27 protein-coding genes and 1 riboswitch are annotated in these 25,095 nt (G+C 69.7%); of the genes, 11 read left to right on the forward strand and 16 right to left on the reverse strand.

Features of this window, described 5'->3' with window-relative positions:
* Window positions 1-25: 25 nt before the first annotated feature.
* The 4 genes from AB0O76_RS42225 to AB0O76_RS42240 all read right to left on the reverse strand — a co-directional run bounded on the left by AB0O76_RS42225 (window position 26) and on the right by AB0O76_RS42240 (window position 2,799).
* A complete protein-coding gene (locus AB0O76_RS42225) occupies window positions 26-385 on the reverse strand; it encodes a hypothetical protein (protein WP_365502754.1) in 360 nt (119 codons plus the stop codon).
* A gap of 15 nt (window positions 386-400) precedes the next feature.
* Complete coding sequence (locus tag AB0O76_RS42230; protein WP_266874330.1) at window positions 401-655, reverse strand: hypothetical protein; 255 nt, start codon at window positions 653-655, stop codon at window positions 401-403.
* Between the two features lie 43 nt (window positions 656-698).
* Window positions 699-2,405, reverse strand: a complete 1,707-nt coding sequence (locus tag AB0O76_RS42235; protein WP_365502756.1) for a S8 family peptidase — start codon at window positions 2,403-2,405, stop codon at window positions 699-701.
* 106 nt (window positions 2,406-2,511) lie between these two features.
* On the reverse strand, window positions 2,512-2,799 hold the full coding sequence (locus tag AB0O76_RS42240; protein WP_365502758.1) for a hypothetical protein: 288 nt from the start codon (window positions 2,797-2,799) through the stop codon (window positions 2,512-2,514).
* A gap of 537 nt (window positions 2,800-3,336) precedes the next feature.
* Window positions 3,337-3,531, forward strand: a riboswitch (cyclic di-AMP (ydaO/yuaA leader).
* A gap of 4 nt (window positions 3,532-3,535) precedes the next feature.
* Here AB0O76_RS42240 and AB0O76_RS42245 point away from each other — a divergent pair.
* Complete coding sequence (locus AB0O76_RS42245; protein WP_365502760.1) at window positions 3,536-4,306, forward strand: transglycosylase SLT domain-containing protein; 771 nt, start codon at window positions 3,536-3,538, stop codon at window positions 4,304-4,306.
* An 86-nt stretch (window positions 4,307-4,392) separates the two neighbouring features.
* Here AB0O76_RS42245 and AB0O76_RS42250 read toward each other — a convergent pair whose 3' ends face one another.
* The 10 genes from AB0O76_RS42250 to AB0O76_RS42295 all read right to left on the reverse strand — a co-directional run bounded on the left by AB0O76_RS42250 (window position 4,393) and on the right by AB0O76_RS42295 (window position 14,701).
* Entirely contained in the window at window positions 4,393-5,361 is a 969-nt protein-coding gene (locus AB0O76_RS42250; RefSeq protein WP_365502762.1) for a DUF3500 domain-containing protein, read from the reverse strand.
* Window positions 5,362-5,976: 615 nt separating this feature from the next.
* Entirely contained in the window at window positions 5,977-6,291 is a 315-nt protein-coding gene (locus AB0O76_RS42255) for a nucleotide disphospho-sugar-binding domain-containing protein (RefSeq protein WP_365502764.1), read from the reverse strand.
* Window positions 6,288-7,523, reverse strand: a complete 1,236-nt coding sequence (locus AB0O76_RS42260) for a hypothetical protein (RefSeq protein WP_365502766.1) — start codon at window positions 7,521-7,523, stop codon at window positions 6,288-6,290. Before AB0O76_RS42260 ends, AB0O76_RS42255 begins: the two co-directional genes overlap by 4 nt.
* 297 nt (window positions 7,524-7,820) lie before the next feature.
* Window positions 7,821-9,530, reverse strand: coding sequence for a ribosomal protection-like ABC-F family protein (gene abc-f / locus AB0O76_RS42265; protein WP_365502768.1), 1,710 nt, complete (start codon window positions 9,528-9,530; stop codon window positions 7,821-7,823).
* 227 nt (window positions 9,531-9,757) lie between these two features.
* Window positions 9,758-10,360: a HutD family protein gene (locus AB0O76_RS42270; RefSeq protein ID WP_365502770.1), complete on the reverse strand. Its 603-nt coding sequence runs from the start codon at window positions 10,358-10,360 to the stop codon at window positions 9,758-9,760.
* Between the two features lie 217 nt (window positions 10,361-10,577).
* Window positions 10,578-11,492: a pentapeptide repeat-containing protein gene (locus AB0O76_RS42275; protein ID WP_365502772.1), complete on the reverse strand. Its 915-nt coding sequence runs from the start codon at window positions 11,490-11,492 to the stop codon at window positions 10,578-10,580.
* A gap of 11 nt (window positions 11,493-11,503) precedes the next feature.
* Entirely contained in the window at window positions 11,504-12,694 is a 1,191-nt protein-coding gene (locus AB0O76_RS42280; RefSeq protein ID WP_365502774.1) for an ABC transporter substrate-binding protein, read from the reverse strand.
* A gap of 182 nt (window positions 12,695-12,876) precedes the next feature.
* Window positions 12,877-13,524, reverse strand: coding sequence for a class I SAM-dependent methyltransferase (locus tag AB0O76_RS42285; protein ID WP_365502776.1), 648 nt, complete (start codon window positions 13,522-13,524; stop codon window positions 12,877-12,879).
* Between the two features lie 78 nt (window positions 13,525-13,602).
* On the reverse strand, window positions 13,603-13,932 hold the full coding sequence (locus AB0O76_RS42290; RefSeq protein ID WP_365502778.1) for a hypothetical protein: 330 nt from the start codon (window positions 13,930-13,932) through the stop codon (window positions 13,603-13,605).
* Window positions 13,933-14,116: 184 nt separating this feature from the next.
* Window positions 14,117-14,701, reverse strand: a complete 585-nt coding sequence (locus AB0O76_RS42295) for an XRE family transcriptional regulator (RefSeq protein ID WP_365502780.1) — start codon at window positions 14,699-14,701, stop codon at window positions 14,117-14,119.
* A 102-nt stretch (window positions 14,702-14,803) separates the two neighbouring features.
* Between AB0O76_RS42295 and AB0O76_RS42300 the strand changes: the two genes are divergently transcribed.
* From AB0O76_RS42300 to AB0O76_RS42310, 3 genes are all read left to right on the forward strand, one after another.
* Window positions 14,804-15,430, forward strand: a complete 627-nt coding sequence (locus tag AB0O76_RS42300) for a class I SAM-dependent methyltransferase (RefSeq protein ID WP_365502782.1) — start codon at window positions 14,804-14,806, stop codon at window positions 15,428-15,430.
* A 43-nt stretch (window positions 15,431-15,473) separates the two neighbouring features.
* The gene (locus AB0O76_RS42305) at window positions 15,474-15,968 is read left to right on the forward strand and encodes a DinB family protein (protein WP_365502784.1); all 495 of its coding nucleotides are present in this window, start codon (window positions 15,474-15,476) and stop codon (window positions 15,966-15,968) included.
* Window positions 15,969-16,495: 527 nt separating this feature from the next.
* Window positions 16,496-17,038, forward strand: a complete 543-nt coding sequence (locus AB0O76_RS42310) for a GNAT family protein (RefSeq protein ID WP_365502786.1) — start codon at window positions 16,496-16,498, stop codon at window positions 17,036-17,038.
* Window positions 17,039-17,453: 415 nt separating this feature from the next.
* On the opposite strand, the gene AB0O76_RS42315 is transcribed toward AB0O76_RS42310, so the two are convergent.
* Window positions 17,454-18,413, reverse strand: a complete 960-nt coding sequence (locus tag AB0O76_RS42315) for a LysR family transcriptional regulator (protein WP_365502788.1) — start codon at window positions 18,411-18,413, stop codon at window positions 17,454-17,456.
* A gap of 280 nt (window positions 18,414-18,693) precedes the next feature.
* On the opposite strand from AB0O76_RS42315, the gene AB0O76_RS42320 reads away from it, so the two are divergent.
* The 7 genes from AB0O76_RS42320 (at window position 18,694) to AB0O76_RS42350 (ending at window position 24,340) form a co-directional block, all read left to right on the forward strand.
* Window positions 18,694-19,824 carry an iron-containing alcohol dehydrogenase gene (locus tag AB0O76_RS42320; protein WP_365502790.1) on the forward strand — a complete coding sequence of 377 codons (1,131 nt, stop codon included), beginning with the start codon at window positions 18,694-18,696 and terminating at the stop codon, window positions 19,822-19,824.
* Window positions 19,825-19,918: 94 nt separating this feature from the next.
* The gene (locus tag AB0O76_RS42325; protein ID WP_365502792.1) at window positions 19,919-20,416 is read left to right on the forward strand and encodes an SRPBCC domain-containing protein; all 498 of its coding nucleotides are present in this window, start codon (window positions 19,919-19,921) and stop codon (window positions 20,414-20,416) included.
* Window positions 20,413-20,751 carry a metalloregulator ArsR/SmtB family transcription factor gene (locus AB0O76_RS42330; protein ID WP_365502794.1) on the forward strand — a complete coding sequence of 113 codons (339 nt, stop codon included), beginning with the start codon at window positions 20,413-20,415 and terminating at the stop codon, window positions 20,749-20,751. The genes AB0O76_RS42325 and AB0O76_RS42330 overlap by 4 nt, the downstream gene beginning before the upstream one ends.
* 45 nt (window positions 20,752-20,796) lie before the next feature.
* Window positions 20,797-21,564, forward strand: coding sequence for a DUF899 family protein (locus AB0O76_RS42335; RefSeq protein WP_365502796.1), 768 nt, complete (start codon window positions 20,797-20,799; stop codon window positions 21,562-21,564).
* Between the two features lie 71 nt (window positions 21,565-21,635).
* Window positions 21,636-22,079: an Rrf2 family transcriptional regulator gene (locus AB0O76_RS42340; RefSeq protein ID WP_365502798.1), complete on the forward strand. Its 444-nt coding sequence runs from the start codon at window positions 21,636-21,638 to the stop codon at window positions 22,077-22,079.
* 79 nt (window positions 22,080-22,158) lie between these two features.
* Window positions 22,159-23,349 (forward strand): globin domain-containing protein, encoded by a 1,191-nt coding sequence (locus AB0O76_RS42345; RefSeq protein WP_365502800.1) that lies wholly within the window; start codon window positions 22,159-22,161, stop codon window positions 23,347-23,349.
* 190 nt (window positions 23,350-23,539) lie between these two features.
* On the forward strand, window positions 23,540-24,340 hold the full coding sequence (locus AB0O76_RS42350; RefSeq protein WP_365502802.1) for a hypothetical protein: 801 nt from the start codon (window positions 23,540-23,542) through the stop codon (window positions 24,338-24,340).
* Window positions 24,341-24,371: 31 nt separating this feature from the next.
* Here the strand turns inward: AB0O76_RS42350 and AB0O76_RS42355 are convergent, their stop codons facing one another.
* Complete coding sequence (locus tag AB0O76_RS42355) at window positions 24,372-25,013, reverse strand: LysR substrate-binding domain-containing protein (RefSeq protein WP_365502804.1); 642 nt, start codon at window positions 25,011-25,013, stop codon at window positions 24,372-24,374.
* Window positions 25,014-25,095: the final 82 nt, after the last annotated feature.

A 25,095-nucleotide genomic window follows, 5' to 3' on the forward strand; every position in this document is an offset into this window, starting at 1 on the left:
CGCCCTGCGGGCGGTTGACGACCTCTCAGCCCGGAGCCGGCGCCGCGCTGCCGGCGTCCATCGTCAGGCCCTCCGAGGGTTGTCGCGGTTCCTGCGGCTCCTCACCGGGGCGGGCCACCTGTCCGGCGTCGGCGAGCCGGACGAGTTCGGCGAGCCAGGCCGGGGCCTCGCCGCCGTCCGTGACGGACCCTGACGGACGTACCGAATTCGTTTCGGTGGTGACGAAGGAGCCGGTCGCCGTGGCCTGTTCAGCTCCCGCCGCGGGGGCGGGCCCGGCGTTTACGGCGCCCGTGGTGGCGGTCTCCCGTGCCACGGAGAGCTGCCGTTCCGGTCCGGCCGACGGGGCCGCGCCCGTGTCCTCCGTGACCGTGATGTGCACCTTCATGGCCGTTCCCCCCGCCTAGTTGAGAACCGCGTACCGGCCTTCGAAGTTCATCTGGGTGCTGCCGACGTTCTTCACCGTCAGCCAGTACGTGACCGTCGTGGCCGTGGCCCGCTCGACCTCGGTCTCCCACTCGATCTGCGGGCTGCCCGTCTGCGGTGTCGTCGGCATGAAGTACCAGATGACGTGCCAGCCCTGCGGCCAGTTGAAGGTGAACCAGCGCCCGGTCTGGCCGGGGTTGAGTGTTCCGGTGAACTGTGTGCCTACTCGCATCGTCGTTTTCCTCTCACCGTCCGAGAACCGCTAGAGCCGCGCATCACCATCCGAGAACCGCGAACCGGGCCTCGAAGTCGACCGAGTCGGCCACGAGGTTGGTCACGTCGATCCAGTACGTCGCGTATGTGTCGTTGGCCCGCTCGACCCGGACCTTCCAGCCGATCTGCGGGGCTCCGGTGCGCGGACTGGTCGGGACGACCGTCCACACCACATGCCAGTGGGCGGGCCAGTTGAAGGTGAACCAGCGGCCGGTGCGGTTCCCGGCGAGGGTGCCGCGGAACTGGACGCCGACCCAGCTGCTCGTCTGGAGGGCAGCCGGGACGAGCTGGCGCAGGTCGGGCCGCCTGCCGATGCGCTGGGTGGCCGGGCGGCCGGGTGCGTCCTGCTGCGGTGAGCCGGTGGAGCGCAGCAGCTGCCGGGCCCGCGAGGGCGACAGCGGGATACGGCCGTTCGCGCGCAGAACGCCCTGCGTGCTCGCCAGCGCGCCCACGACGATCGGTGAGGCGCTGGACGTACCGCTGAACCGGTCCGTGTACCAGAAGTCCTGGTTGGTGCCTGCCTGGAGGTCGCCGTAGCCGGTGGTGGTCACCTCGCGTCCCCAGCCCTGCGCGTCCACGCAGGCGCCGTAGTTGGAGAAGTCGAGGCGGGACCGGTCCGGGCCGTGCTGGCGGCCGTGGGTGCCGGGCGGCGGCGCCCCGGCACCGACGATCACGGCGCCGGCGTCCAGCGCGGTGCGCCGGAAGGGGTTGCGCCACCAGGAGGGGAAGCCCGCCCTCGGGGTGTCGTAGTCGGCGTGGTCCAGGTCCTCCGCTCCGTTCCCCGCGGCCTCGACGACGGTGATGCCCTTGTTGACGGCGTATCGGATGGCCAGGTAGTCGTCCGGCCACCACTCGACGGCGATGTACCCCACCTGGCCGACGCCGGTCGCGTGCGGCCCCGCGCGGTGGATCTCCAGCAGGATGATGTCGCCGGGGCCGAGGCGGTCGGCGGCGTTCCGGATCGCCGTGGCCGTGGGGATCGAGAAGGCAGACGCGCTGGTAACCGTGTCCGGCGCGATCCCGGTGATCCCGAACGCGTTGACGTCGCCGCCGATTTCGCCGAGCACCGCGGTGCCGTGGTCGGTGTCCGTGCTGCCGGTGCCGGAGACGATGCCGCCCTGGTTCAGGCGCAGGTCCTCATGGGTGAAGCGCCAGCCCCACTCGCAGTCGATCACGCGGACGCCGGCGCCGCGTCCGCCCGGCAGGGTCCATGCGTAGCGTGCGTCGACGCCGCCCGGGGCCGCGTCGAGATAGCCCTGTCGGGTGGTGAAGTCCGGGGTCACGGGCGGCGCGTCGGCGCCCGTCGGCTGCATGTCGTTGAGCGGTGGGAGCTCGGTCTCCTCGCTCTCCTTCTTCGGTACGACCTCGGGGACGGCGAGGGTGGCGGCGGGCTTGACGTAGGCGCCCTCCACGGCGTCCGAGGCGCGGAGCCGCTCGGCCAGCGCGTCCAACTGGTCGATGGGAGCGTCGACATGGAAGAAGAGCCCCATCCGGTCGAGGATCTCCAGTGTGGTGTCGTCGGCCGCGGTGCCTTCCGAGGGAGCGGCGGCCTGGGCACGCAGCCTCTCCTGGTCCGCGCCGAACAGCGGCGTGAAGGTGACGTCCTCCAGGGCCGCCACGGCATCGAGCTCGCTCACGGAGATGTCCGCGGCGGCGGTCGCTCCGGTCGGGGTGATGCGTACCCCGGCGTCGGCGCGCGTGATGCACACCAACTCGGGGCTTCCGAAGAGTGGTTCAAATCCTGGAGCCGGGCGGTCGTTCCCCCGGCTGTTCCCCGCACCTGATCGCTGTGGCACAGCTGACTCCTTCACCACGTTACGGAAGGTCCGCCGGTGGTTTCACATAGGCGGCCTCGACTGCCGGGTGGCCACGCAGGGCCGTGGCGACGGCCTCGGCGTCCATGCCGGCGGGGACGGCGACCCGTTGCCATCCGATGAGGGCCGGGTCGTCGGCACCGGGGTGCAACGGCTCCGCCGTGACACCGAACCGCCGCTCCAGAAGGCTCTGGACGTCCCTGGCATCACAGACATCCGCGGTGCCCGCCGTCGCCGGACGCGGCGGCGTACGGAGTTGGACGATGACTTCGGCCTCGGGCTCGGCCACCGGTCTGCCCCCTCCCCCGCGAACTCCTCCGGTGCCGTGTCCGAGCGGAGCACTCGCGGTCACCGGGCTCGACCGACGCTAATGAAGTGCTGTCACCGGATCGTCGCTGCGGCGTCACCGCGCACGGGCGGGGCGGTCGCGGCAGGCCGGTTCGCGCGCACCAGGCGGCGAAATGACCGTTTTAGGGAGGTGAGCAGCCTCCGCACTATGTCCAAGTTTGCCACGAAAGTTGCTTCTTTAACTTGTTTATGGCGTGAATGAAACTCTGTCGCTATTGCGGGTCACTCACACCAAATAACACGCTCTGATACGCCGTCGAGCCGTAACCAAACCTGTGCCCAATTCAGTGAAATGGCTCACACCGGCGATCACGGCCGTGAAAGCCGCCGAGCGCAGTTCCGTTCTACGCAAGGAAAGTTGGGCTATTCGATCAAAGGAGGCGAGGGATTCTGGTCGCCAAGGACAGGCCTCTCGTATTCCCTATTCGAATTCGCGCCTTGTTCCTTCCGGGCTTTCTCGCATAACGTCACCGTCAATCCGGATGGAACGCCGAATCCTGCCGCCGTCCGGCAACACTCCCACCCACTCACATACGCACGGCAGGAGCGGGGGACCCAGGTAAGCCGCCGATCCGGATTCCGGATCGGCTCGGGGTGAAGTCGCATTCACAGTGCGTCCGGACATCTCCCGTCCGAACCCGACAGCTCACCTCGTAGGCGACGGAGAGGAATTCGTCATGCCTGCAAAGGGCAAGCACCGCCGTCCCAAGTCCAGCCCGCTCACCCGGGGCATCGCCGCCGCAGGCACGGGCGGGGCCGTGCTCGTTCTCCCGGTGCTCGGCGCGACCTCCGCCGGCGCCGCGCAGGCCAGCACCGCGCAGACCAGCACGGCCGCCAAGCCCGCCGCCCCGAAGACCTACGTCGTCGTCGCGGGCGACTCCCTCTCCAAGATCGCCCGAGAGCACTCCCTGAGCGGCGGCTGGAAGCAGCTGTACAAGGACAACCGCAGCGCCCTCGGCGACGACCCGCGGCTGATCCACCCCGGTCTCAAGCTCACCCTCGGCAAGAAGGCCTCCGCCGAGCCCGCGGAGAAGTCGGCCGCCTCCAGGACGTCCGCCGAGCGGGCGGACCGTTCCGAGCGCACGTCCGCCGCCGAGCCCGCCGCCGCCCCGGCGAAGAAGTCGTACACCAACGACCTCGACGGCTGGATCAAGGAGTCGCTGGACATCATGGCCCAGCAGGGCATCCCCGGCACCTACGAGGGCATCCACCGCAACATCATGCGCGAGTCCTCCGGCAACCCGCTGGCCATCAACAACTGGGACTCCAACGCTGTCGCCGGAACCCCGTCCAAGGGGCTCCTGCAGGTCATCGCCCCCACGTTCGAGGCCTACCACGTGCCCGGCACGTCGATGGACAGTTACGACCCCGTCGCCAACATCACCGCCGCCTGCAATTACGCGGCCAACCGGTACGGCTCGATCGACAACGTGAACGGCCCGTACTAGACCGCACCCCGTCTCGTCCGCTGTGAGCCCCGGCACGCCATGTGTCCGGGGCTCCGGCCTGTCTTGAGGCCGGACCAAGTGCTCAGCTACCCGTGCTGTTCCGTGTAGTGCGCGCGCAGCAGGTCGGCGCCCCAGTCGTGGCGGACGTGTCGCCAGACCGAGTGGGCGTGGTTGCCGTCGTCCTGGGTGTTGTCGTACTCGATCAGGAAGTCCGGGGCCCGAACGCAGTAGTAGTGCCGGTCGCCGGGTGTGCTGCCGCCCGCCCAGGCGAATGAGAGGGCGTCCAGTCCACGCGCCACGGCGTCGGACCAGCACTTCTGCGCGTACGCCGCGGGCGCGCGGTCGAGGTAGCGGCGTACCAAGCGTTCAAGCAGCCGCTGCTGACCGGGCGTCATGTCGCCGTACGGGAGGCCGGTCGGCAGCAGGTCTGGATCGGCGAAGGGGTCGGCGCGGGTCAAGATGTCGTCCGGCGGCGCGGCGGCGAAGACCGCCTTTGCCCCTCGGCCGACGTCCAGGTCAGTGACCAGTTCCCGGGCGAGATCCTCCTCCGGTCCCAGCAGTCTGCGGCCGGCCTGCGGACCGTCCGTAATGCGCGCCGGCTCCGCGCCGATGAAGTGTGGCGTCACCCGCATCCCTGCCGCCGTGATCAATACGTGTACGGCGAGGTGGTGGCCGTTCATCCGCCAGCCCCACGGACCGTCGCCGTCCGGGTCGCCAAGCAGCCGCACCCAGTAGCGGTCGGCACCCGTGGCGCCGAGCGTGGCGCGGCGGTGCCGCTCCACCTCGATCGCCCCGCGCGCCAGCTCCGCTCCCGCTGCGCTGTGTGCCGTGGCCAGCAGCGCATCGACCGCCTCGCGCTGCCGTCCGCCCAGGCCCTCGGTGGGCAGCCCAGGGCGTGGGCCCGGCAGATACGTCCACTCCCGCAGCTCGGGCGCGTCCAGCCGGGCGGGCCCCGCGCGCAGCTCGCGCACTTGCTCCGGCTCCAGCACGGACAGCAACGCGCGCACCGCTTCCCGCATCTCCGCGGCCGTTGCCTCCGGTTGAAACTCGTCCACCGTTGCTCCTCGCCCATGACGCCCTCGGTACCGATCCGGCACACCCCCGGGGCGGTGTCACCCGCCCTGTGCCCCATGGTGCGTCATCCAGCAGCGCCGGAACACCGGAAGTCGATCCGGCGAGCACGCTCCCCCGGGTGCCGTCCTCAGTGACGGTCACACGCTCGCCCGTCTCCTCCACGAGAGCCGCCAGGCGGCCGAAGTCCTCGACGCCATCGCTCAGTTCAGCGCGGTTCATGGACGCCGACGCTACCGGCCGCCCTTTACCGAGGGGCGGCCCGCGGCCCCATGCTCAGTTTCCGGGCCGTCTGCCGATCGTCTCCTGACGGTGTTTCAGGGCATTCTCATATCCCCGATTTACGTGCCGTGCTTTCTGTTCCGTCCGTGCGCACGGAACTGGTCGACACCGAAACTACGGACCGCACGAACCACAGGTGTCACGTCCAGGTTTGGCATTCGCCTTAAACCATTGCGGTAGCGCCGTACCGCAATGGCTGGAGAGCCAATAGCGCCAGGCATTGGAGGAAATGTGGCTCCACGTCGATTTCGGGTCGGCGGCCTTCAGTTGAGGTGTCCTCGTACTGCGCCAGCTCGCCGACGAGTTCGGCGCCGACATCAACGCAATCTGCCAGAGGGTGCGAGTCGCTCGATGGGCAAGTGCTGGTAGCGCAGGGGGCGCGGTGAGACGCCCAGGGTGCGGAGGCGGGCGGCCCAGAAGTGCTGGTCCAGCTGGACCGGGACGGGGACGGAGGGGACTCCTGCGCGCAGCCCGGCCTCGGTGGCGCCGGCACCGGCGTGGTGGATGACGGCAGCGGTCCGGGGGAAGTGCCAGGCGTGGGGCACCTCTTGCACGGTGATCAGGTCGTCGCTCTCGGCGTGCAGGCCGCTCCAGCCGGCCTGGATCATGCCGCGTACCTTCGCACGGCTCATGGCGTCTGCAAGCAGGGTGGCGGGCCCGCGTCGAGGAAGTCCAGGAGCCGCGGATCGGGCTCCCAGCCGGGTGGGGGTTGGGGCCACCAGTATCCGCAGACCTCGTGTCCTTGGGGCCAGTCCGTTGGGCGAGGGACGACGCGCGGGCTGAAGCCGTGCAGGACATCGCGCCCGTGTGGCAGGCCCAGCATGCCGCCGAACCTCCGGCGCGGCAGGCCCAGTTCGCGACGCAGGGCGCCGACGGCGGGGGCGAAGATGTGGTCGGTGCCGGCCCACAGGGCATAGGCGGCCAGGCGGTTGCCGTGCGATCCGAACGAGCGGCCGCCGGTGAGCATCGGCGGAAAGGCGCCCGTGGGCTGGACCGGCTGGAGGTAGACCCCGATGCTCGGCAGCCCCAACGCCTCGCCGAGCGCGGCGCACATGGGGTCGGTGACCGTGGAACTCAGTACGACGTCGGCACCTTGCCGTACGGCGTCTGCCACGCCACGGGTCAGCCGGGGCATGAACGCCCGTGCCATACGTGCCACGCGCGCCATGGCCACGGGCGGGCTGACTGCTCTGGCCAGCCCCTGGCCGACCTGCGAGGCCAGCTCCTGGCGCGGATCGACGGGCAGGACCCGGAAGCCGAGTCCGTGGGCGGTCACCGCCTGTTCGAATCGCTCATGGGTGGCCAGAGTCACCTCGTGGCCGGCGGAACGCAGCCGCACGCCCGGCTTGAGATACCCCGCAAGCTCGGGCAGTTGCGGCGTGAGGGTGAGGGCGGCGATGGTACGCAGCATCCCCACGGCGTTCACGAAGCCCAGGACATCCTCGTTCAGCGGTCTCGTGCCATTGCGCTGCGCGCCCCGGTTGTAGGCGGATTCGTGGACGGGCCCGAGCGCGGCGAGGTCCCACTCGACGGGGCCCAGCGTGACCAGCTCGAAGTCGGAGTAGAGGTCCCCGTCCACACCGGAGAAGATGTTCGCGGGCGGTGAGTCGCCGTGGATGGGCTGGAGTTCGATCCCGGGGAACGCCGCCTCGAACGCCGTACGTGAGCGTACGAAGGGTTCCAGTACCTGCCACTCGCGGCGTGCGCGGTCCAGCTCGGCCGCACCGAGGAGGCCGGGGAACTTGTCGAGCAGATCAAGGCTTTCCCCAATGAACTGCGGATCGGCTGCGGACAGAAACGACAGACGGCCCGGGTATGCGCGCATCGCGGCGTGCAGGTCCGCAACGCTTTTGGAGTTCGCCACGTAGTGGCACGAGAGGGCTGGGAGGTATCACGGGGGTTCCCTGGTCTGCGAGCCACCGGGCCACGTCCAGTTCCGCACGCTGGCGGCGCGCCAGGGAATCCAGCCCTTCCCGGTGCGGCAGGACGGTGGGAATCCGGGCCACCACCGGTGAGGGTGCCAGGTGCACCACGACGGAGAAGAGGTCATGGAGCACCGTGGCATCCGCCACCGCCAGCCCCATGTCCCGCCCTGCTTTGACAGCCGCGTCCACTGCGGCGGAGGTGCGGCGGGCGATGTGCTGTGGTGTCACGAAATCGGTCATGGCTCCCTCGTTCCCAGGTGAATGTCTGGCGGTGGGGCAGGTCGAGGTTCTCCCTCGACGACTCTGCGGCCGCGGCGCAATTCCAGCCGCTCCCCTTCGAAGCGCTCGCGGAAGCCGCGATCGTGCGAGACCGCGACCACCGCCCCTGGGTACGCCGCGAGCGCCGCCTCCAGTTCCTCGACCAGGTCGAGCGCGACATGGTTCGTCGGCTCGTCGAGTACGAGGAGGTCGGCGGGCCGGGTCACCAGGCATGCGATCTGCAAGCGCCGTTGCTGCCCTGCGGACAGTGCCGCGACCGGGACGTCCAGATCCTGCTCACGGAACAGGCCCAGCGAAAGCAGCTGATCGGCGTGCTCTTCCGGTAGCCCGGGATGCCCGGCCGCGAAGGCGGCGAGCAGCGGGAGCCGTGTGGAGCGCGCGGGGAGCTCCTGCGCCAGGTAACCGATGCGAGCCGGTCGGCGCACCGCGCCCGTGTCCGCTTCCAGGTCGCCCGTCAGGACGCGCAGCAGCGTCGTCTTGCCGGCCCCGTTCTCGCCCGTGACCAGCAGCCGCTGCCCTCGCGCGATCGCAAGGAGTCCGTCCAGACGCAGGCGTTCGCCGACGCTTATGCCGTCGAGCTCTACCAACGGATGGTCGGAAGGAGTGTTGTCGTCGTCCGCCGTCGACAGGGCCGCGCTGAACCGCAGCGGCTCTGGCGGCGCCGCCACCGGGTTGCGCCGCAGATGCGCCAGCCGCTCCCGGACGGAGCGCACCTGTCCGCCGAGCTTCGCCTCGTGCGAGCGGCGGTGCTTGCCGAAGCCCTGCTGCGGGTCCTTGCCGGTGGTGGCAAGGCGCTTCCCGGCGGCCTCAAGCAGCTCGTCCATACGGGCCACCTCCTCGACCCACTCCGTGTACCGCTGCTCCGCACCGCGTCGGGCGGTGGCCTTCGCGGTGCGGTAGCCGGCCCAGCCGTCGCCGTACCGGTGCACCGTGCGGGCATCCCGGTCGACCTCGAGGATCGTGGTGGCGATGCGCTCCAGGAAGCCGCGGTCGTGGGTGACCGCGACGACGGTGCCGCGGTGCGCGCGCAGGTGCTCCTCGAGCCAGCGCACGGCCGCCGCGTCGAGATGGTTCGTCGGCTCGTCCAGGAGCAGCAGCTCCGGGGCGGCGGCCAGCACGCAGGCGAGCGCGAGCCGCGACTGTTCGCCGCCGGAGAGCGAGCCGAGCACGCGGTCGCGGGTGATCCCGGCCAGCCCGAGCCCGTACAGGGCGGCGTCCACGCGGGCGTCCGCCTCGTATCCCCCGCGTTCCTCGTACGCGATCAGCAGCTCGCCGTACGCGGCAAGTTCTTCTTGCGACGCCTCGCCGAGGTGCACTTCGGCCGTGCGCAACTGCCGCTCCATGTCGCGCAGTTCGGCCAGCGCGAGGTCGACGGCGTCCTGCACGGTGCAGTCGGGGTCGAGGTTGAGGGTCTGGGCGAGGTGGCCGGTGCCGCCGGGGAAGCTGACGGTGATCTCCCCGATGTCCGGCATCTCCGCTGCGGCGAGGAGCCGTAGCAAGGTGGACTTGCCGGAGCCGTTCTCGCCGATGACGGCGGCCTTCTCGCCCGGGCGGACGGTGAAGCTGACCTGGTCGAGGACGGTCCGGGTGCCGTAGGACTTGGTGACGTCTTTGACGGACAGCTGTGCCACGGCAGCGGGCACAGCTGTATGGGCGCGTTCGCGCATGTGACTTTCCCTGGGAATGCGAAGGGTCTACGGGCAGCAGAAACGGCGGCGTCGGCCGTGCCCGGACTCAGAGAAAGTAGAAGAAAGCCATGCACGCACTATATAAGACGACTCGTCTCGTCTCAACTCGTGGGGGACGCTGGATCCGTGATCCGCCCAACACCCCCGGGCCACTCAGGCGCTCAGGATGCGGCGGACGAGGAGGAGCCGCCGCCCGGCTCCAACCGTCAGCGCGCCGCCGTGACCCTGATCTCGGCCACCGTGCCGTCGCCCCCTAGCGTCAGCGCCCCCGGGCCTTCGTGACGTACGAAGTCGAGACGGCCGAGTGCGGTCTCCCGCCCGTCCGGTCCGCCGACGGCGATCCCTTCCGTGGCGGCCATGACGAGCAGGGTCTCGCCCTCGGCGCACGGCATCTCCGCCGCCTGTGCGGCGGCGACGGTGACGATCCGGACTTGTGCCGTCGCCCGGCCCCTACGGGTCATCACGTTCATGTCGCGCACCGCGCCCGCCTCCAGCCGACAGTCCGTCACCGCGTCGCCGGAGAAGGCGAAAGGGCTCAACGGCCCAACCGGTTGCGGGGTCCCGTCCACGGTCAGCACCATGCCTTCGCCCTCGACCAGAGTGATCACGCGGTCGATGCCGGGAAAGGAGGAGAAGGAGCCGCCCGCGTCCACATCCGCGATACTCACCCGCCAGTCGAAGCCGTCCGCGGGCTCCGCCGAGGCCAGGGGCGCTTCTACGGCGCCCGACGCGACCTCCCGGGTCATACCGCCGCCGTTCTTCCACGGCATGCTGCGGTATGCGCTCCAGCGCAGAATCTCTCCGCCCATCCGACGCCGCCTCCTTCTTCCGTCGTCCGGCGCCGACCGCCCTCACCGGCGTGGTCGCCGAATCCGGGGCCAGCCTACGTGCCGACCAGCATGAGCAAACTCGGCGGGAGGCCGACGGGAAGGCGAAGTGCCTCCAACCGGGCCGGGTTTCGGGGCCGCCGCCGGCCGGCACCGTCCCGAGTGCGGAATCTGGCGGCGTCGTGCTGCGGTCGCCGGTTCAGTCCTCCGCCTTGTGCTTCCGGGCGATGCGGCGTACGAAGGCGTCGGCTTCTGCCGATGTGATTTCAACGTGGTCGTCGTCGTTGTGGCCGAGTTCGTAGCGGCGCAGATACTCCGTCGGTTCCCAGCGCAGGTTTCGGGTGAAGGCGTCGTCACGGGTGATGATTCCTGCCCGCCGACGGCGCACGATGCCTGCCGGCCTGCTGCGCGGGAACTCCTCATCAACACGCGCATAGTACGTCGTCGTGTCTGGGGGCGAGTTGAGGACCTCTACCGTCGCGCCCCGCTCCGCGAGCCACAACTCGAGTTCGAGACCAGCCAGTTGGCGGCCGCCGTCGTGGTCGGCGACGAAGGTGGGCCCGAGGATGCTGCCGTGCAGACCCTGGAGCTCGGTGTGTTCGTCGAGGGTGACCTGGAAACTCGTGCGCGCCACGCCGGCTCCTGCCAGGTCGGCGCCTTCCAGCCGAGTCGCGCCGAGCAGCGAGGTGCCCTTGAGGCTCGCTCCCCCGAGCCGCGCTCCGCGCGCGTCGACCGCGTACAGGTCTGCGCTGCCGAGGTTGGATCCCGTCAGGTCGGCGTCGCGCAGCACAGTCTCGGTCAGCTCGGCCTTGACCAGGCAGGCCCCGCTCAGCACCGCGCCGGTGAGGTCCGACCAGCCGAGGTTCGCCCGGTAAAGATCGGCGTTCCGCAGCACGATGCCGCGGGCCGTCGACGGGCAGAACAGCGCGCTGCACAAGTCCGCGCCTGACAGGTCGGCGCCCGACAGGTCCAGGTGCGTGGCGTCCAGGGTGACATCGGCGTCTGCTGCCGCCCACTCGGCGAGGACACCAGCTGCCTCGGCGTTGACCGGCGGCACGTGCACGCGCCGCCCTGCCGCGCCGGCCGGCCCTCGCGGCGTTCTCTCTGACGTCATGTGCCAGGCGCTCAGCCGGTGTGAAGTACCCGAAGGCGATCGGGTTCCGCCGGGTCTCGATCAACGACTTGGATGGGTGCCCGAGCCCATTGCCACACGCTGATGCCCGGCGTACGGGAGAACTGGATCTGCCCGCGGGTGCCTTCGACTGCAACGCGCGGCCAGGCTTCCGCGATACGCGCCCGGTCCACGCCGTGAGTACGCAACATATCGGCGAGGACGGCGATCGTGTCGTAGCCCTCGAAGGCGACGAAGGAGGGCGCTTCGGCCAGCTGTTCGCGGAGGACCTTCTCGACGCGTGCACCGAGTGGGGTGAGGTGATCGGGCAAGTAGCGCAAGAACGGGATCGCGGCGCCGTCGTCGCCCAACAGGGTCGCCCATTCGGCGAACTCCGGTTGCCCGGCCGGAGCACCGATCATGATCTCGGCGAGGCGCTGGTCGCGGCGGACGGACTTGACGATCGGTACTGCCGGTTCCGGGTGGCCGACCAGAAGAAGGAGGGCTGTCGCGCGATGGGCGACGAGTTCGTCGCACAGGGCCGCGGGGTCGAGGACGCTCATGTCGAGTTCGATGACGCTGCCGCCGCGTGGGGCGAGGTAGTCCCGCAGAATGCGGGTCCCGGTTGCCCAGTAGACGCTCGGCTGGGCTGCTACGGCGATACGGCTGTGACCCGCGCCGATGAGGTGGTCCGCGTAGATCTGCCAGCCGCGGGACTGCGGCGGGGCGAGGCGCGCAACCCTGCCCCAAGCTCTCGGCTCCACTCGAGCAGGGGAGACCCCATCCCAAGCTCCCGGCTTCGCTCGAGCAGGGGAGACCCCATTCGTCGGCTGTTCCGTTAGCGCGTCGAGAACCGCTGACGAGCAGAGGAATGGCAGGCCGACGGCGTCGGCCCGGGTGGCAGCGGCGCGAGCGACGACGCTGTGATATTCCCCCGCCAAGGCGGCCACGCCCATGCGAGCCAATTCGTCCACGGCCGCCGCGGCCCTCTCCGGATCAGCCGCGGTGTCCCGGACCACCAGCTCGATCGGCCTGCCGAGGATCCCGCCGGCGTCATTGACATCGCGTACGGCCAACTCGAGTCCAGCCAGCAGGTGTTGGCCCGCCTCGACCCAGCCAGGCCGGGTCAGCGGAACGAGAGCGCCGATCTGGACGGATGATCCGTCAGCCCGCTCCGCTCCAGGTGGCGATGGTGGCGTACTCATACGTCGGTGTCTCCTATGTGACGATGCGGTTCCCGGCGTGGCGGGCGCACCTGGGTGAGCATGCCGGATATTGCATCCACCGACATCACCCACAGGCAACCGATTAATCGTCCACTGAGCTGCCAGGCTTCGCTCGGTCGAGAGCGGCTGCCGCTATCGCACCGGCCACTCGACCAGCTCCGTCACGACACCGCGCGCGTCGCGATGGTCGCGACGAGCGAGTCGGCGGTGCGGCGCTGCCCGTGCGGGAACTCGGCCTGCTCCGGCGAGCCGAACCGGGCGGCGGCCCCGGTCCTCGGAAGGTGCATGCCAGCCGTCTCGGCGCGCCAGCCGGCGGGCGTGTCACGTGGGCCGATGGCCGCGCTCCCGCTGATCCGTGTGAGCCCGGCGACCCACTCGACCTGGTCGTCCATGAGGTTCCACAGGCCGGCCAGAACGCCGCCGGGTGCGAGGACCCTGGCGATCTCCGGTCCCGCGACGGCCATGTCGAACCAATGCATGGCGTTGCCGGCCAGCACGGCATCGACGGACGCGTCCGGCAGCGGGATCGACTCGGCACTGCCCGACAGGGCGCGGACATCCGGCAGCGAGCGGCGCAGCTCGGTCAGCATGGCCGGGTCGGGCTCGACCGCGATGACTTCGGCGCCCAGCGCGAGCAGCGTGGCGGTCAGCTTGCCGGTTCCGGCGCCGAGGTCGAGCACGCGTGGGTCGGGCGCGGGTTCGAGCGCCCAACGCACCGCGGCCTGCGCGTAGTCCGGACGGTCCTCGGCGTATGCGACCGCGGCTGCGCCGAACGACGAGGCGTGAAGTTGCAGTTCATCCTGATCCACACGGTGAACGTATCCGTGCCGGAAGTTGTCGGCGGGCGATCGCGAATCTGCTGAGAAGCTGCAAGCATCCCTCCCAGCTCAGTTCTGGTCGGCGACCCGTCGGCCGATCTGTTCAAGGAATTCCTGGATGGATGCAGCGGCTACCTCGAAGTCGTGGAACCAGGAAGCCGTGGTCGACCTCCAGACTCGTCCGCTGCCTGCCACTGCGAAGAGATGGCCACCTCCATCACTGGCGAACACGATGCCGGGTGACTCGTCATCGACTTGGGCAGTGCCGTACTCGCGGAAGTGCCGGGCAACTGTCGAGGCCGAGTGGATGAAATATCCGTTCTCGACATCAGGCCAGGAGACCTCGCGAATCACCCAGTAAAGGGTGGTCAGATCGGAAGGGATCGGCGTCAGGTCCACGAGTGCGTCCGTTCGCCTCGTGGCTCTCATCTGTCGCGAGGATGACGGCGTTCTCGTCGGGTGGGAAACCGTAGGTGTTCAGAAACGACGACATCAAAGCCCCGAGCGCCGCGGAAGTCTGCTCGCACCAGCCTCGCAACCACGCCGAGTCGAGCCGCTCACCAGGCACGTTCATCCTCCTCGGTCAGTGGGGCGTGGGTTTCGCAGGCCCGCGGGCGCGCGCCCCCTGCATGTCGAACAGGACGAGAAGTTCTACCGCTCCGCCGTCTGCGCTTCCCAACCAATGCGGCATAGACGTATCCCACTCGACGACATTGTCCGCTTTCACCCTCAGATCGCGTTCTCCGACCACGAGTCGCAGAGTGCCGTTGAGTACGTAGACCCACTCGAAGCCCTCGTGCGTCTGCAAGGTCGGTTCGAGTGGCTCAGGCCGTGCCGGAATGAGCAACTTGAAGGCTTGTGTTCCGCCCGGCCGCCGGGACAGGGGCAGGAATGTCATCCCGAACCGCCGGATCGGCTTCAGGTGGATTCGGGGGTCGCCGGCGCGCGGGGCGCCCACGAGATCGTCCAGCGGGATGTCGTACGCATGGGACAGATGCAGCAGCAGTTCGAGGGTTACCCGCCGCTGGCCGCTCTCCAGGCGGGACAGCGTGCTTTCCGAAACTCCGGTGGTCGCGGACAGATCAGCGAGGGTGATACCGCGCGCAAGCCGCACCGCCCGCAGCCGCGGTCCGACCGCGTCAAGCACTTCTTCCATTGCTGGGTCCATGGACCCAGCTTGCCGAAACGGCAAGGAGCGACGCCACATTGCAACACCTCGGCCGAGACTGACCGCACGGAAACCGAACGCAAACCCAGCGGAAGGAAAGCAATGGAGAGCGCCGACGCGGCAACGTACTGGGACAAGGTGTACGCAGAGCAGGCCGCGCCTGCTGACCCGCAGCCGAACGCCCGCCTCGTCGAGACAGCCACCGCGCTGCCCCCAGGGGACGCGCTGGACCTCGGATGCGGTGGTGGCGGCGACGCGCTGTGGCTGGCGAGCAAAGGCTGGCGGGTCACGGCCCTCGACGTCTCGGCTGTGGCGGTCACGCGGCTCGCCCGGCTGGCCCGCACGCGCGGTCTCAGCGACCGGATCACCGCCGAGCAGCACGACGTTCGCGCCTCGCTGCCCGGACTGCGATTCGATCTGGTCACCGCCCATTACTTCCACACCCCCTACGCGCAAGATCGGACAGCCATCCTCCGCTCCGCAGCGCACCTGCTGCGGCCCGGCGGGCGACTCCTGGTCGTCGACCACGGGTCGACAGCGCCGTGGTCGTGGAATCAGGACCCGGACGTGCGGTATCCGACTCCCCACGAGGTCGCGGCGCTGATGCGCCTCTCCCCCGCGCAGTGGACGGTCGAACGCGCGGATACGCCACTTCGCACGGCGGTCGGCCCCGACGGGCGCACCGCCGAGGTCATCGACCATGTCCTGCTCATCCTCCGGAGTGAGTGATACCGCCCCGCCCGCCCAAGCACCCCACGAGAAGGAGAACGCCGTGCCCACCGCCTCCCGCCGCAATGACGCCCCTCCGCCCCACACCGCAAACAGCGAAGCTGACGTCCTGCGCGGCTTCCTCGACTACCTGCGCGCCTCGATCGCCACCAAAGTGGAGGGAGCCGCAGAACCCCAAGTCCGGACAGCAGCAGTTCCATCGGGCACGAGCCTGCTCGGCCTGCTCAACCATCTGATCGCCGTCGAGAGCGCAACGTTCCTCGGCGAAGGGGTCACTGACTGGCAAGCGACATTCCGGCCCCCCTCTGCGGACAGCGTCGCCGACGTCGTCGCGCGCTACCGGGCAACCGTCGACCGCGCGAACCAGGTTCTCGACGCCTGTACCGATCTCGGCGCACCACTCCCCCGGCCGGGGAGTTCGGGCCGCCCGTCGCCCAGCGTTCGTTGGGCGCTCACCCACATGATCGAGGAGACCGGCCGCCACGCAGGGCACGCCGACATCATCCGCGAACTCATCGACGGCACCACGGGACGCTGAGCCCGCCTGTACATGAAGCCAGGACGATGTCCGCAGGTTTGCGACCCCGGAAGGCCGCTCCGGCTCAGGAGCGGAAGCCGGCCTGCTTGGTCGCCTCGAACTGCTCCAGTGCCTGTACGCACTCTTCATGTGTCCATTCGCCGCAGCCCGGGGTGTCCGTCCACGGCACGGGCTTGGGCGGCGTGCGGAGTGAAGCAGGAGTTGTCCAGGAACGAACCCGTCAGCTCACACAACCGCTTGTAGGCGTGGCCATATTGGAAGGCGTGGTCCTTGTCGTCGCTGAAGGGCCCGCCGTGCACGACCGCTGTCAGCGCCTCGAACGCCGTGGGTGCGCGTTCTGAATCGAGTGGGCGAACCCGGAGTCCGCATGGGCCAGTTGGTCGCCGAAACTGTCGCTTATCACCGCAAGCAGCTCGCACCGCGGCACCGCGGCACCCCAGCGCCCTCACCTGCTACCGCCGCTGCACCAACTGCCACGGCCGCCAATTGGTTTGCCGCCGGCCAGCCCGGTCGGATAGGAATCTCGCATGCTGAGGGGAAACAAGGTCGGGCTCAGGGCCCGGCACGAGGACGACATCCCGATCCTGCGGACCGAGCTGTACGACGACGTGGTCAACGGCTCGCGGGCCGAAGGCGGTCCGTGGCGGCCGATCACGCCCGGCTCGAAAGATCCGCGGCTCGTGGTGGACGACACGAACCAGGGGCTCGTCCAGTTCTCCGTGGTGGAGCTGGAGGGCGACACCCTGGTCGGCACCGCGACCCTGTGGGGCATCGACAACCACAACCGGTGCGCGCACATCGGCCTCGGGCTGCTGCCGTCCTCCCGCGGCAAGGGCTACGGCACCGACGTGGTCGCGGTGCTGTGCCACTACGGTTTCGTCGTGCGGGGCCTGCAGCGACTGCAGATCGAGACGCTCTCGGACAACACCGCGATGCTGCGCTCCGCCGAGCGCAACGGCTTCGTCCGCGAGGGCGTGCTGCGCTCCTCGGCCTGGGTGTTGGGCGAGTTCCTGGACGAGGTGCTGCTCGGACTCCTCGCCCAGGACTGGAAGCCGGACTCGAAGGCCTAGGCCGCCGACCGACGGTCCGGGGCAGGCTGCGGAGCCGACATGGACGGCCGGGGGCCAGGACGGCGACGTTGCCCCGCGGTGGCCGTTGACGGGCGGCCACCGGCTCGCGCCTGCGTTCGTGGGCACTGCGAACCATGGGCGCACGTTGCGTGCGCCCATCCCTGCCGCCGCTTGAGGGAAGCCCAGTTGACGTCAAGACCGTCAGCAGGCCCGACGAGCCCTACGTCGAGAAGGAACGACAAACCGGCCCGGTCGGCCCGCATCTCCTCGCGCTGCTGGAGGCATACGCCCTCCGCACGGACTCCCGCAGAGGAAGCCATTCAGAGCCTCCTGGAGCGAGCCCCCCCCCACGGTCGGAGTACCGGCCCCCCGTCATCACGTACGAGGCCGCCGCCGTCCCTGACCGCGGGCGAGCTCAGTCACCGGCGCCGCGCCCAGGAGTCTCACCTGCGCGCTCCGGGAGCAATTCCGCACCGCGGTCGGCGACTTCCTGGCGCAGGGCGGCGCGCACGGCCCGTACGGCGGGGTGCGTGACCGCCTCTCTTCGCAGGGCCAGGGTGATGGGCAGCCGGATGTCGACCTCATCGGCCAGCAGTCGCCGCAGCTGCGCCCGGTGGGCCAGGAAAGCCGGCAGCACGCCTATGCCTGCCCCGAGGCGGGTGGCCTCGAGCTGGGCGAAGACGTTCGTGGAGGAGAACGCGGGGGCCGCGCCCGGCAGATGGCGTTCGATGTCGAGGTCGCCGACCTGGAGCATCGACTCGATGTAGAAGATCAGCGCATGTTCCCCGAGGTCGGCGCGCGTCCTGGGGCACCCGCACCGGGTGAGGTACTCGTCGCTTGCGTACAGCCCCAGCGTGTAGTGCGTGAGGTGTTCGGTCAGCAGGCGGTTGCCCGGCGGCCTGCCGATGGCCAGGGCGAGATCGAAGCCCGACGGGTGCAGGGTCAACTGCCGTGTCGCCGTGATCAGTTCGACCTGTAGTCGGGGATGCTCCCGGCGCACGCGGGCCAGCGCGGGCGTGGCGAAGACCGTGCCGAATCCGTCGGGGGCGCACACCCGCACTGTGCCGTGCAGCGACGGCGTCTCCTGGCCGGATACGGCGTCCGCGACCCGGGCCAGGGCGTCCTCGATCGCCCGCGCGTCCTCCGCGACGGCCCTGCCCGCGTCCGTCAGGACCCACCCCTCGGCGCCCCGCTCCATCAGACGTACGCCAAGGCTCTTCTCCAGCGCGGCGATCCGGCGGGAGACGGTGGTGTGGTCGACACCCAGCGCGTCGGCCGCCGACACCAGACGCCCCGTGCGGGCGACCGCGAGCAGATGGCGAAGGTCGTCCGCGCGCAGCCTGCGCGGGTCGACGGTCCCACGGCCGGCCCCCACAGGCAGGGGCGGCTCGCTTGCAGCCGGGCGGGGAGGGGGACATGGACCGGGGCGCACGAGAGCACCGTATCTGCACAAGTGCACACCGCGTGTGCGTCATTGGCGATTGAACGCACACCGGCACAGGGGGCACAGTCGAACAGTCCCGGCCAGAACCGCCCCGGCCGGATCGCCCCTCCCCCGCTTCCTCTCCTCCCTCTCCTCCCTTTCCTCCCTTTCCTCCCTTTCCTCCCAACGCCGCGAGGTCTACATGGTTGCCAGCCTGTCCCTGCCAAGGATCATGCGCGTCGGCCGCGGCGCCGCCGACGAACTGGGCGACGTCATCACGGGGTTGGGGCTGAGCCGGCCCCTCCTGGTGACTGACGCATTCCTGGAAGAGACGGGAGCGGCGGAACGCATGGTGGCGACACTGCGGAAGGCCGGGCTGCACCCGCGGCTGTTCTCCGGCACGGTGCCCGACCCGACGACCGACTCCCTTGCCCCGGGACTGCAGGCACTGCACGACCACGAGGCGGACTCGGTGATCGGGTTCGGCGGCGGCAGCCCGATGGACACCGCCAAGGCCCTGGCCCTGCTCGGCGCCCAGGGCGGCCACATGCGCGACTACAAGGCGCCACGCGTCAACGTCGGCCCCGCGCTCCCGGTCATCGCGGTTCCCACCACCGCCGGCAGCGGTTCGGAAGCAACCCAGTTCACCGTCATCACCGACAGCGCGACGCAGGAGAAGATGCTCTGCCTGGGCCCGGCGTTCCTGCCGCTCGCAGCCGTCCTCGACGTCGAACTGACCCTGTCGATGCCGCCGCGGCTGACCGCCGACACCGGCATCGATGCCCTGACCCATGCCGTCGAGGCGTACGTGAGCCGCAAGGCCAACCCCTTCTCCGACAGCCTCGCCCTCACCGCGATCGCCACCATCGGCCGCCATCTGCGCCGCGCCTATGCCGACGGCAGCGACATCCAGGCCCGTGAGGCGATGATGCTGGCCGCGACCCAGGCCGGTATCGCGTTCTCCAACTCCAGCGTGGCCCTCGTACACGGCATGAGCCGCCCGATCGGCGCGCACTTCCACGTCGCCCACGGCCTGTCGAACGCCATGCTCTTCCCCGCCGTGACCGCCTTCTCCCTCCACGCGGCGACCGCCCGGTACGCCGACTGCGCCCGCGCCCTGAACGCCGCCACCCCCGCGGCCAGCGATGCCACCGCCGCCGCCGAGCTCGTCGACGCCCTGCACAGCCTGTGCCGGGACCTGCACGTCCCCACGCCCCGCGACCACGGCATCGACCAGGATGCCTGGACCCGCCTGACACCCCTGATGGCACAGCAGGCCCTGGCCTCCGGCTCCCCCGCCAACAACCCCGCCGTACCCACCACCGAGGAAATCCAGGACCTCTACACGCAGATCTACACCTGACCTCCCAGGACAGTAGGTGCAACCAATCGGTTGCACCTACTGCCGTGATGTGCAATCGTTTAGTTGCACATCAATGGCGGAGGGAGCCCCCCCCATGAACGACACCACCTACACCGACGCTGAGCTGGTCGACCTCGACCGGATAGCCCGCCAGATCGACATCGATGCCCCGGCCGAGCGGGTATGGGAGCTGGTCGTACGGCCCGGCTGGTACGTCAATGACGGCGCGGTCGAGGCCGAGCAGGATCTGCGCCATGAGGGCGACGTGGCCGTGGTGCGCCATCCCTCACTGGGCGAGTTCCGGTTCCGGACGGTGGAGCTGGACAAGCCGCGCTACGCGGCGTTCCGCTGGATCGGAACCCCGTTCCGGGACGAGTCGACGCCCTCGACCCTGGTCGAGTTCTGGATCGACGAGCGGGACGACGGCGGGGTGACGCTGCGTGTGGTGGAGAGCGGCTTCACCGGCCTCGCCGACGACCCGGCAGCATGGCTGAAGGAACGCGAGGGCAACGCCAAGGGCTGGCTCACCGAGCTGGCGGCCGCGAAGGTGTTCGTCGAGAAGAGCGCGTCGGCCCCGACGAGGCATCCGTGACCGTCCCCGCGCTTCCCGTCATATGTGCCGCGCTCGGCGACGCGACGCGCTGGGAGATCCTCACCCGGCTCGGCGACGGCCCCATGTCCGCTTCCGCGCTGGCCAGGGTTCTGCCGGTGACCCGGCAGGCGATCGGCAAGCACCTGGAGGTGCTGCGCGAGGTCGGGTTGGTCGAGTCCCAGCAGCAGGGGCGCGAGGTCGTCTACCTCGCCGTCGGCGCCCGGCTCGGCGCGCTGGCCCGCGAACTCGACCGGATCGGCCGCTCCTGGGACAGCCGTCTGCTGCGGATCAAGGCACTCGCGGAACGTCCTGGACCCGACGACACGGGCGACTGACGGACGGCAACTGACCACTGACCACCGACCACAATGGACAAGATCATGACTGAGCAGCATGACAGCAGGGCGGCGAACCTCACACGGGCGCTGCCACCCGTGGCCGACCGCGCCGCCTTCCAGGCCGAACTGGACCGGCTGCGGATCCGGGAGAAGGCGCACACACAGGAAGGCGACGCGATCGCCGCGGCCCGGCGCCGCCTGCCCATGACCGAGGTGGCCTCCGACCTCGAACTGACCGGGCCCGACGGGCCGGTCACCCTGCTCGAAGCCTTCGAAGGGCGCCGACAGCTCATCGCCTACTACTTCATGTGGCACCACGGCCACGACGCCGCCGGGCAGTGCGAAGGCTGCACGTGGGTCACCAGCCAGGTCCAGGAGCTGTCGTACCTGCACTCGCGCGACATCACGTACGCAGTCTTCTGCCAGGGCCCCTACGAGGAAAGCCGCCGCTACCGCGACTTCATGGGCTGGGATGTGCCGTGGTACTCGGCGGTCCCGTCGCTGAACGAGCTCCTGACCGGGCGACAGGTCGGCATGATGCACCTCGTGTGCTACCTGCGGGACGGCGACCGCGTCTTCGAGACGTACTGGACGACCTTGCGCGGCGTAGAGGCGATGGACTACAGCTACGCACTCATGGACCTCACCGCGTACGGGCGCCAGGAGCTGTGGGAAGACTCTCCTGCCGGCTGGCCCACCGTCCAGGGCACGCCCGCCGATGCCATCCGCCTGCGGAGCAACGGCCGTCCCATCCCCCAGTGGTCGCGCCTCGCCGCCGGTCACTCGGACGCGCTCACACCACGCCCGTGACGCTCAGCGGCCAGTTCGACCGAGACCATCCGTAACTTGCCTTTCGGATGCAACTTTTATAGCTTGCGGTCATGCGGCTGACACGGTTCACGGATCTGGCTCTGCGCGTATTGATGCGCCTCTCCGTCGAAGAGGGCGAACTGCCCACCACGCGCGAGGTCGCCGCCGCCATGAACGTGCCGTACACGCACACCGCGAAGGTCGTCGCCAAGTTGCAGCACATGGGTCTGGTCGAGGCGCGTCGCGGCAGGGGTGGCGGGCTTGCGCTCACCGCTTCCGGACGCCACGCCTCGGTCGGCGGGCTGGTACGGGAACTTGAGGGGCCCGGGGATGTCGTGGACTGCGAGGGGACGACACCGTGCCCTCTGCGTTCCGCCTGCCGACTGCGCGGAGCGCTGCGCCAGGCGCAGGAGGCGTTCTTCGCCGCGCTCGACCCGCTGACGCTCAGCGATCTCACCAAGGCGCCCACCGGTCCGCTGCTGGTCACACTCTCCGCCACTCCCCGAGCGGACTGACCGCACCACCACCGCCGACGGCCCGCGCCGCCGCGCACCTCTTAATGCGAATCCCACATGCATATTAAGGAGCCCGTTGATGCTCACCGAGTCTTCGGCCGCCGTCGTCCGCGCCACGCTTCCCGCCGTCGGCGCCGCCATCGAGGACATCTCCGAACGCTTCTACGGAAAGCTGTTCGCAGCCCGTCCGGAGTTGCTGCGCGACCTGTTCAACCGCGGCAACCAGGCCGCAGGCACTCAACGCCGGGCGCTCGCGGGCTCCATCGCCGCCTTCGCCACGTATCTGGTCGAGCACCCCGACGAGCGGCCCGACGTGATGCTGAACCGCATCGCGCACAAGCACGCCTCGCTCGGCGTGCGGGCCGACCAGTACCTCCTCGTGCACCAGCACCTGTTCGACGCCATCGCCGAGGTGCTCGGCGACACGATCACGCCCGAGGTCGCCGCCGCCTGGGACGAGGTGTACTGGCTGATGGCGAACGCCCTCATCGCGATCGAGACGCGACTGTACGCGGAGCAGGACGTGGCCGACGGTGATGTGTGGCGCCAGTGGGAGGTGGTGGCCCGCACCGAGGAGACGCCCTACGTCGCGTCGTTCCTGCTGCGCCCGGCCGACGGCCACCCGGCGCCCCCGTTCAGGGCCGGACAGTACGTCTCCGTGCAGGTCCAACTGGCCGACGGCGCACGGCAGATACGCCAGTACAGCCTCACCGGCGCACCGTCCGCCACGACCCGTGCGATCGCGGTCAAGCAGGTCACCGGCACGGGTGGCGACCCCGACGGGGAGGTCTCACACCACCTGCACACCCACGTCCGGCAGGGCGACCTGCTCCGGGTCTCGGCACCCTACGGCGACCTCGTCCTGGAGCCCGGCGACGCGCCCCTCCTGCTCGCCTCCGCGGGCATCGGCTGCACTCCCATGCTGGCCATGCTGGAACAACTCGTGGCCACGGGGCACCCGGGCCCCGTGACGGTCGTGCACGCCGACCGCTCCCCCGACACCCACGCGCTGCGCGCCGACCACGAGGCACTCACGGCCAAACTCCCCGCCGCCGCAGCCCACTTCTGGTACGAGGACCCCAACTCCGGGCACCGCACCGGCCGCGTCGACCTCACCGACGTACCCCTCGAACCGGGAACCCGCGCCTACCTCTGCGGACCGCTGCCGTTCATGCGGGCGGTGCGCGGGCAGCTCCTGGACAAGGGAGTGGCTGCCGCCGACATCCACTACGAGGTGTTCGGCCCCGACCTGTGGCTCGCCCAGGCGTAGTGGGGAGCAGGCCGGCTTACGACGTCTCGCCGGGGGCGCCGGAGCCGGCCGGAGGGGAGGCTTTCCGGCGCAAGCGTTTCGCTCGTACGAGGGCAATCGAACGTTCCCGCGCTTTCGTGCGCCGCAGAGCAGGTCATGATCACCGCGGATTCCGCAACGGCGGGGTCTTTCGCCTGCTCAGGAGGTATCCGTGGTCCTCGTCATCGTCGTCGCCGTAGTCGCTCTGCTGGCAGGTCTGGCGGCGAATCGATTCCTGCGACCACGGCTGATGGCCGACGACGACGCCGGCATGGCCGTCAAGGACCTCGTCGGCCCGTTGCTGACACTGACCGTCCTCCTGCTGGCTTTCGTGCTGGTCACCGCCAACGGCTCCTACGGCAAGGGCGAGGTCGCCTCGCGCGGTGAGGCCCGCGCGCTCGACCAGCTCACCGAGATCGCTGAGTACGCGCCTGCGGCAGAGCGGAAACGGATCCAGGCGGACGCCGTCTGCTACGCACGTGCCGTACGCACCCAGGAATGGCCCGCCATGGCCGACGACGGCAGCGGGTCGGCCGCGCCCAGCGTCTGGTCGACCGACCTCCGCCATTCCTTCCGGGATGTGGAAGGCAAGCCCGTCTTCGGCATGCTGATCGCCGCCGACAACAAACGGTCCGACGAACGCGAGGAACGCCTCACACAGGCCACCGCCAGCATCCCCAGCGCCATCTTCTGGTTCCTGCTGGCCACCCTCACCGTCACCGTCGTGGCTCTCGGCGTCTGCCTGCCCCGCAGGAACAACCGCGGCCAGCTCATCGCCCTCACCGTGATCACCGCGCTCCTGACGACGACGCTGTGCATCATCCGTGACGTCGACCGGCCCTTCGGCGGCATCATCGACGTCAGACCCACCGCGATCACAGAGGTTGAACGGCAAGCCACCCGCGACTTCCTTGCGAACCACCAGGCCGCTGACCTGCCCTGCGACGACAAGGGCAACCGGCGTTCCGCGTAACCCGTCAAGCGCGACGGCTAGTTGGTGGGCCTCAGCGAGGTCGTGCCGCGGCTTCCTCGGCCGCCCGCGCCCTGAGCGTCCGCAATCCGTCCGCGACCGCGCTCTGCTCGGCACTTCCCCGGCGTACGCACGTAAGGATGCGCCGGGAAGGGGCCGGTGTTCCCTTGACCGGCACCCGGACGAGCCGCGGATGGGCGGTCAGGGAGACGAGGCGCGGCACCAGGCACACGCCGAGTCCGTGACTGACGAGAGCCAGGACCGCCTGCCATTCGTCGGCATGGTGCACGGTGCGCGGGGCGAATCCGGCGGCGGCGCACAGGGCGTGCAGGAGACGGTTCTGGTCGTGGTGGGGCGCGATCCAGTTCTCGTGCTCGGCCGCCAACAAGTCGACGGCCTGCTGCGTCGCAAGCCGATGGCCCGGCGGGACGACCAAGTCCAGTACGTCGTCCAGCAAGGCCTCTTGGTGGAATCGTGCGTCGTCGACCGCCGGGCTGTCGGGCAAGGGGGTCAGTACGGCGATGTCGATGCGGTTCGCGAGGAGTTGCCGATAGCTGCCACGCGTGTCTGCCTCCTCGACGGTTGCCTGAATCGGCCTGTCAGCGTGGGACAGATCCTCAGCGGCGGGGGCGAGGAGCGGTCCGATGCTCGTGGCGAAACCGGTGTCGACGGTCAAGTTTTTCCTCATCTGGGGTGGTTTGAGCGCCAAGTAATTCTCCATCCGGAATTCTCCTAATTGGCCATGGGTACGGCGGCGT

It is taken from the genome of Streptomyces sp. NPDC086554 (genome assembly GCF_040686095.1).
Taxonomy (GTDB): Bacteria; Actinomycetota; Actinomycetes; order Streptomycetales; family Streptomycetaceae; genus Streptomyces.

Excerpts from the sequence above, each read along its gene's own strand:
- AB0O76_RS42225 (WP_365502754.1), bottom strand. The coding sequence starts at position 385 with ATGAAGGTGCACATCACGGTCACGGAGGACACGGGCGCGGCCCCGTCG.
- AB0O76_RS42230 (WP_266874330.1), bottom strand. The coding sequence starts at position 655 with ATGCGAGTAGGCACACAGTTCACCGGAACACTCAACCCCGGCCAGACC.
- AB0O76_RS42245 (WP_365502760.1), top strand. The coding sequence starts at position 3,536 with ATGCCTGCAAAGGGCAAGCACCGCCGTCCCAAGTCCAGCCCGCTCACC.
- AB0O76_RS42255 (WP_365502764.1), bottom strand. The coding sequence starts at position 6,291 with ATGAGCCGTGCGAAGGTACGCGGCATGATCCAGGCCGGCTGGAGCGGC.
- abc-f (WP_365502768.1), bottom strand. The coding sequence starts at position 9,530 with ATGCGCGAACGCGCCCATACAGCTGTGCCCGCTGCCGTGGCACAGCTG.
- AB0O76_RS42270 (WP_365502770.1), bottom strand. The coding sequence starts at position 10,360 with ATGGGCGGAGAGATTCTGCGCTGGAGCGCATACCGCAGCATGCCGTGG.
- AB0O76_RS42275 (WP_365502772.1), bottom strand. The coding sequence starts at position 11,492 with ATGACGTCAGAGAGAACGCCGCGAGGGCCGGCCGGCGCGGCAGGGCGG.
- AB0O76_RS42280 (WP_365502774.1), bottom strand. The coding sequence starts at position 12,694 with ATGAGTACGCCACCATCGCCACCTGGAGCGGAGCGGGCTGACGGATCA.
- AB0O76_RS42295 (WP_365502780.1), bottom strand. The coding sequence starts at position 14,701 with ATGGACCCAGCAATGGAAGAAGTGCTTGACGCGGTCGGACCGCGGCTG.
- AB0O76_RS42300 (WP_365502782.1), top strand. The coding sequence starts at position 14,804 with ATGGAGAGCGCCGACGCGGCAACGTACTGGGACAAGGTGTACGCAGAG.
- AB0O76_RS42310 (WP_365502786.1), top strand. The coding sequence starts at position 16,496 with ATGCTGAGGGGAAACAAGGTCGGGCTCAGGGCCCGGCACGAGGACGAC.
- AB0O76_RS42320 (WP_365502790.1), top strand. The coding sequence starts at position 18,694 with ATGCGCGTCGGCCGCGGCGCCGCCGACGAACTGGGCGACGTCATCACG.
- AB0O76_RS42325 (WP_365502792.1), top strand. The coding sequence starts at position 19,919 with ATGAACGACACCACCTACACCGACGCTGAGCTGGTCGACCTCGACCGG.
- AB0O76_RS42335 (WP_365502796.1), top strand. The coding sequence starts at position 20,797 with ATGACTGAGCAGCATGACAGCAGGGCGGCGAACCTCACACGGGCGCTG.
- AB0O76_RS42340 (WP_365502798.1), top strand. The coding sequence starts at position 21,636 with ATGCGGCTGACACGGTTCACGGATCTGGCTCTGCGCGTATTGATGCGC.
- AB0O76_RS42345 (WP_365502800.1), top strand. The coding sequence starts at position 22,159 with ATGCTCACCGAGTCTTCGGCCGCCGTCGTCCGCGCCACGCTTCCCGCC.